The sequence below is a fragment of the Lysobacter xanthus genome (assembly GCF_047159895.1).
Genome location: NZ_BAAGAB020000109.1, coordinates 1 through 4,508, shown reverse-complemented (window position 1 = coordinate 4,508; position 4,508 = coordinate 1). Strand labels below are relative to the sequence as shown.

3 protein-coding genes are annotated in these 4,508 nt (G+C 70.7%); all 3 read left to right on the top strand.

Translation table 11 applies throughout. The features are described 5' to 3' along the window. Window positions 1-68 precede the first annotated feature (68 nt). Window positions 69-1,250, top strand: coding sequence for a ribosomal protein uL16 3-hydroxylase (locus ACY35P_RS14925; protein WP_462116625.1), 1,182 nt, complete (start codon window positions 69-71; stop codon window positions 1,248-1,250). Beyond that, on the top strand, window positions 1,247-2,146 hold the full coding sequence (locus ACY35P_RS14920) for a GNAT family N-acetyltransferase (protein WP_462116624.1): 900 nt from the start codon (window positions 1,247-1,249) through the stop codon (window positions 2,144-2,146). Before ACY35P_RS14925 ends, ACY35P_RS14920 begins: the two co-directional genes overlap by 4 nt. Window positions 2,147-2,344: 198 nt before the next feature. Beyond that, window positions 2,345-4,508: 2-oxoglutarate dehydrogenase E1 component (locus ACY35P_RS14915; protein ID WP_462116623.1), on the top strand; the 2,164-nt coding region annotated here is incomplete at its 3' end.

Below are 4,508 nucleotides of genomic sequence, written 5' to 3'. Positions count from 1 at the left end.
TGCGTCGCACTGGCCGAAGCTGCCACGCGGCGGCTCGACGAACGCCTGGCCGAGGAGGCCACCTCGCCATGATCGAGATCGACGCCCGCAAGCGGCCGCCACTGGGCATGACGCCGGCGCGCTTCCTGCGCGAGTTCTGGCAGAAGAAGCCGCTGCTGATCCGCAACGCGTTCCCCGACTTCGTCACGCCGATCGAGCCGGAGGATCTCGCCGGCCTGGCCTGCGAGGAATTCGCCTTGTCGCGCATCGTCGAGCACGACCGCGCGGCCGACCGCTGGACGCTGCGCACCGGGCCGTTCGACGAGGAGGACTTCCCCGGGATGCCGAACCACGACTGGACGTTGCTCGTGCAGGACGTCGACAAGTGGGACGGCGACGTCGCCGCGCTCATCCCGAATTTCGACTTCCTGCCGCGCTGGCGGATGGACGACGTGATGATCTCGTTCGCGGCGCCCGGTGGCTCGGTCGGTCCGCACGTCGACCAGTACGACGTCTTCCTGTTGCAGGCGAAGGGGCATCGCCGCTGGCAGATCGACGCGTCCGCCAACCCGCCGCTCGAATTCCGCGACGATGCCGAGATCAAGCTCCTGCGCGAGTTCAACGCCTCGCACGACTGGGTGCTCGGGCCGGGCGACATGCTCTACCTGCCGCCGGGCATGCCGCACAACGGCGTCGCGGAGGACGCCTGCCTGACGTTCTCGTTCGGCATGCGCGCGCCGTCTGCGTCCGAACTGCTGGGCGACTTCGTCGACACGCTGGCCGCGGGCGCCGACGAGGCGCTGCGCTATCGCGATCCGGACCTCGCTCCGGCGCGCGACCCGATGGAGATCGACGACGCCGCGATGGCGCGCGTGGTCGAAGCCCTCAACATGCTGCGGATGAACGACCAGGACCGGCTGACGGACTGGTTCGGCCGCTTCATCACCACGTACCGGAGCGCAGGCCTGGTCGCTGCGTCGGGCCGAGAGCTCGATCGCGGATCGCTCGAGGGCGCGCTGGCGGACGGGGCGACCCTCCACCGCAATCCGTTCTCGCGCATGGCGTGGCGCAAGGTCACCCGCGGCGCCGTGCTCTTCGTAGCGGGCCAGGCGTATGCGATGCCCGTCGCGGACGCACGTCGACTCGCTGCGGCCACGGAGGTCGACATCGCGCTGTACGGCGCCCTCGGCGAACCCGCCCGTGCGGCGTTCGCCGACATGGCCGCCGCAGGCCATTACCAGCCCGCCGACCACGGGGACGACGAGGAATGAGCACGCCCTACCGCGTCGATGTCGTCGACTACGCGGCGGCGCTGCCCGAGCTTCGCGCGATCCGCGACGTCGTGTTCGTGCAGGAGCAGCGTGTGCCGGTCGAACTCGAGCGCGACGCGATCGATGGCGCCTGCGTGCACGTCCTGGCGCGCGACGGCACCGGTCGGCCGATCGGCACCGGGCGGCTCGCGCCGAACGGCAAGATCGGGCGCATGGCCGTCCTCGCCGAGTGGCGCGGCCGGGGCGTCGGCCGGTCGATGCTGATGCGCCTGGTCGACGCGGGACGCGCCAGCGGACTCGCCGAGGTGACGCTGCACGCGCAGGTCGACGCCGAGCGCTTCTATGCAGCCGACGGCTTCCTGCCCCTGGGCGAGCGATTCGAGGAGGCCGGCATCCAGCACCAGGCGATGCGCCGCACGCTCGGGCACGCCGCGGCGGTGGACACCGCGGCGCAGGCGATCGCGGCCACGGTCGGCATCGTCACCAATACGCGCCGCTCGGCGATCGTCTACAGCCGCGATCTCGACCCCGGCCTGCTCGACCGCCCGGACGTGCTCACCGCCTTCCGCCGGCTCGCCACGCGAGGTGGCGAGGTGCGCCTGCTGCTCCAGGACGTCGAGACGCCGCAGCGCGCCCATGCGCCGCTGATCGCCCTGGCCCAGCGGCTGTCGTCCGCCTTCGCCATCCGGGTGATCGACGAGCCCGTCGACCGGACCTACCCGTCCGCGTTCGTCGCCAACGACACCGGCGGCTGGTACTTCCGCCCGCTCGGCCACCGCCTCGAGGGCGAGACCCAGCTCGACGGCGCCGCACGCGTGCGCCAGCTGCGGACGGTCTTCGACGCGGCCTGGGAGCGGGCACGACCGGCCACGGAACTGCGCGCGCTGGGCATCTGACCGCGCCCGCCACCCGCGGCGCGGGCCGCCGGCGCGACCCCCGAGGCCAGCCGGGAGCGGCGGCCGCCTCCGATCGTCGAAGTGCCGACCGGGCGCGGGCCCGGCGGCTCCCGCTATAATCCCGCTTCTTTCGCGCACGTTCGCGACATTCGCGCGCGGAACCCCACTTTCCCCACCGAGCGACACGCCAACGCCATCGTGGACAGCCTTCTGAAGCAGTTTGCCCAGTCGTCCCAGCTCGGCGCCAACGCCGCCTTTGTCGAAGACCTGTACGAGCAGTACCTGGTCGCGCCGGACAGCGTCGAGCCGAAGTGGAAGGCCTACTTCGACGGCGTGAAAGGCGGCTCGACCGCCGAGGTGCCGCATTCGGCCGTCATCGACTCGATCGCCGAGGCCGGCCGCCGGGCCGCGCGCGGCGTGGTCGCCACCGGCGGTACGGAAGCCGGTGACGAGCGCCAGCGCGCGGTCGGCAAGCTGATCATCGCCTATCGCTCGCGCGGCCACCTGGCCGCGAAGCTCGACCCGCTGGGGCTCGAGAAGATGCCGGAAGCCCCGGATCTCGAGCTGGCCTTCCACGGCCTGGGCGAACGCGACCTCGATGCCGAGTTCAGCACCGGCGGCGTGGGCGGCAAGGACCGCATGAAGTTGCGCGACCTCGTCGCGCTGCTGAAGTCGACCTATGCCGGCACCGTCGGCGCCGAGTTCATGCACATCGCCGAGTCCGACCAGCGCCGCTGGCTGTATGAGCGGCTCGAACAGGCCGGCGGCCGGTACGCGCGCAGCGCGGACGATCGCAAGCGCGTGCTGGAGCGGCTCGTGGCCGCCGACGGGCTCGAGCGCTACCTCGGCACCAAGTACGTGGGCCAGAAGCGATTCTCGCTTGAGGGCGGCGACGCGCTTATCCCGCTGCTGGACGACATGATCCGCCGCGCCGGCGTGCAGGGCACCAAGGAAGTCGTGATGGGCATGGCCCACCGCGGCCGCCTCAACGTGCTGGTCAACACGCTCGGCAAGCCGCCGCGCGACCTCTTCAACGAGTTCGAAGGCAAGTTCGAGCACGTGCACAACGACCTCGCCCACCAGGGCGACGTCAAGTACCACATGGGCTTTTCGGCCGACGTCGCCACGCCCGGTGGCCCGGTGCACCTCGCCCTCGCGTTCAATCCGTCGCACCTCGAGATCGTCGACCCCGTGGTCGCCGGCAGCGCGAAGTCGCGCCAGAACCGGCGCGGCGACGAAGGCCGCCGCCAGGTGCTGCCGATCCTCATGCACGGCGACGCCGCGTTCGCGGGCCAGGGCGTGGTGATGGAGCTGTTCCAGATGTCGCAGGCCCGCGGGTTCGCGGTCGGCGGCACGGTGCACATCGTCATCAACAACCAGGTCGGCTTCACGACCAGCGAGCGGCAGGACGCACGCTCGACGCTCTACTGCACCGACGTCTCCAAGATGGTCGGCGCGCCGGTGCTGCACGTGAACGGCGACGACCCGGACGCGGTGCTGTTCTGCGGCGCGCTCGCGCTCGACTTCCGCAATACGTTCGGCAAGGACGTCGTGCTCGACCTCGTGTGCTACCGCCGCCACGGCCACAACGAAGCCGACGAGCCGGCGGCGACGCAGCCGATCATGTACCAGGTCATCCGCAAGCACGCGACGCCGCGCGAGATGTACGCGAAGCAGCTCGTCGAGCAGGGCGTGATGACGGCCGAGGACGCGCAGGCGGTGGTCGACGCCTATCGCGAAAAGCTCGATGCCGGCGAGGTGACCGCGGACGTCGTCGACGTGACGCCCGACGAATTCATGCCGGACTGGTCGCGCTTCCTCACCGGCAAGCTCGGCGAGCCGGTCGACACCCGGGTCGAGCGCGGCCACATGGTGGAGCTCGCGCGCAGGATCACCACGATTCCCGAGCGCATCAAGCTGCACCCGCGCGTCGCGAAGATCTACGATGACCGCCGCAAGATGACGGCGGGCGAACTCGCCGGTGACTGGGGCTTCGCGGAGAACCTCGCCTACGCGACGCTGCTCGACCAGGGCTTCCGCCTGCGCCTCGTCGGCCAGGACGCGGGCCGGGGCACGTTCTTCCACCGGCACGCGATCCTCCACGAGCAGACCAGCGACGAGTACTACCTGCCGCTGCGCGAACTGGTGTCGAACCCGAACGACGCGATCGTCATCGACTCGCTGCTGAGCGAGGAAGCCGTCATGGCGTTCGAGTACGGCTACTCGACGGCCGATCCGATGACGCTCGACATCTGGGAAGGCCAGTTCGGCGACTTCGCCAATGGCGCGCAGGTCGTCATCGACCAGTTCCTGTCGTCGGGCGAGGCGAAGTGGGGCCGGCTCTGCGGGCTCGCGCTGTTCC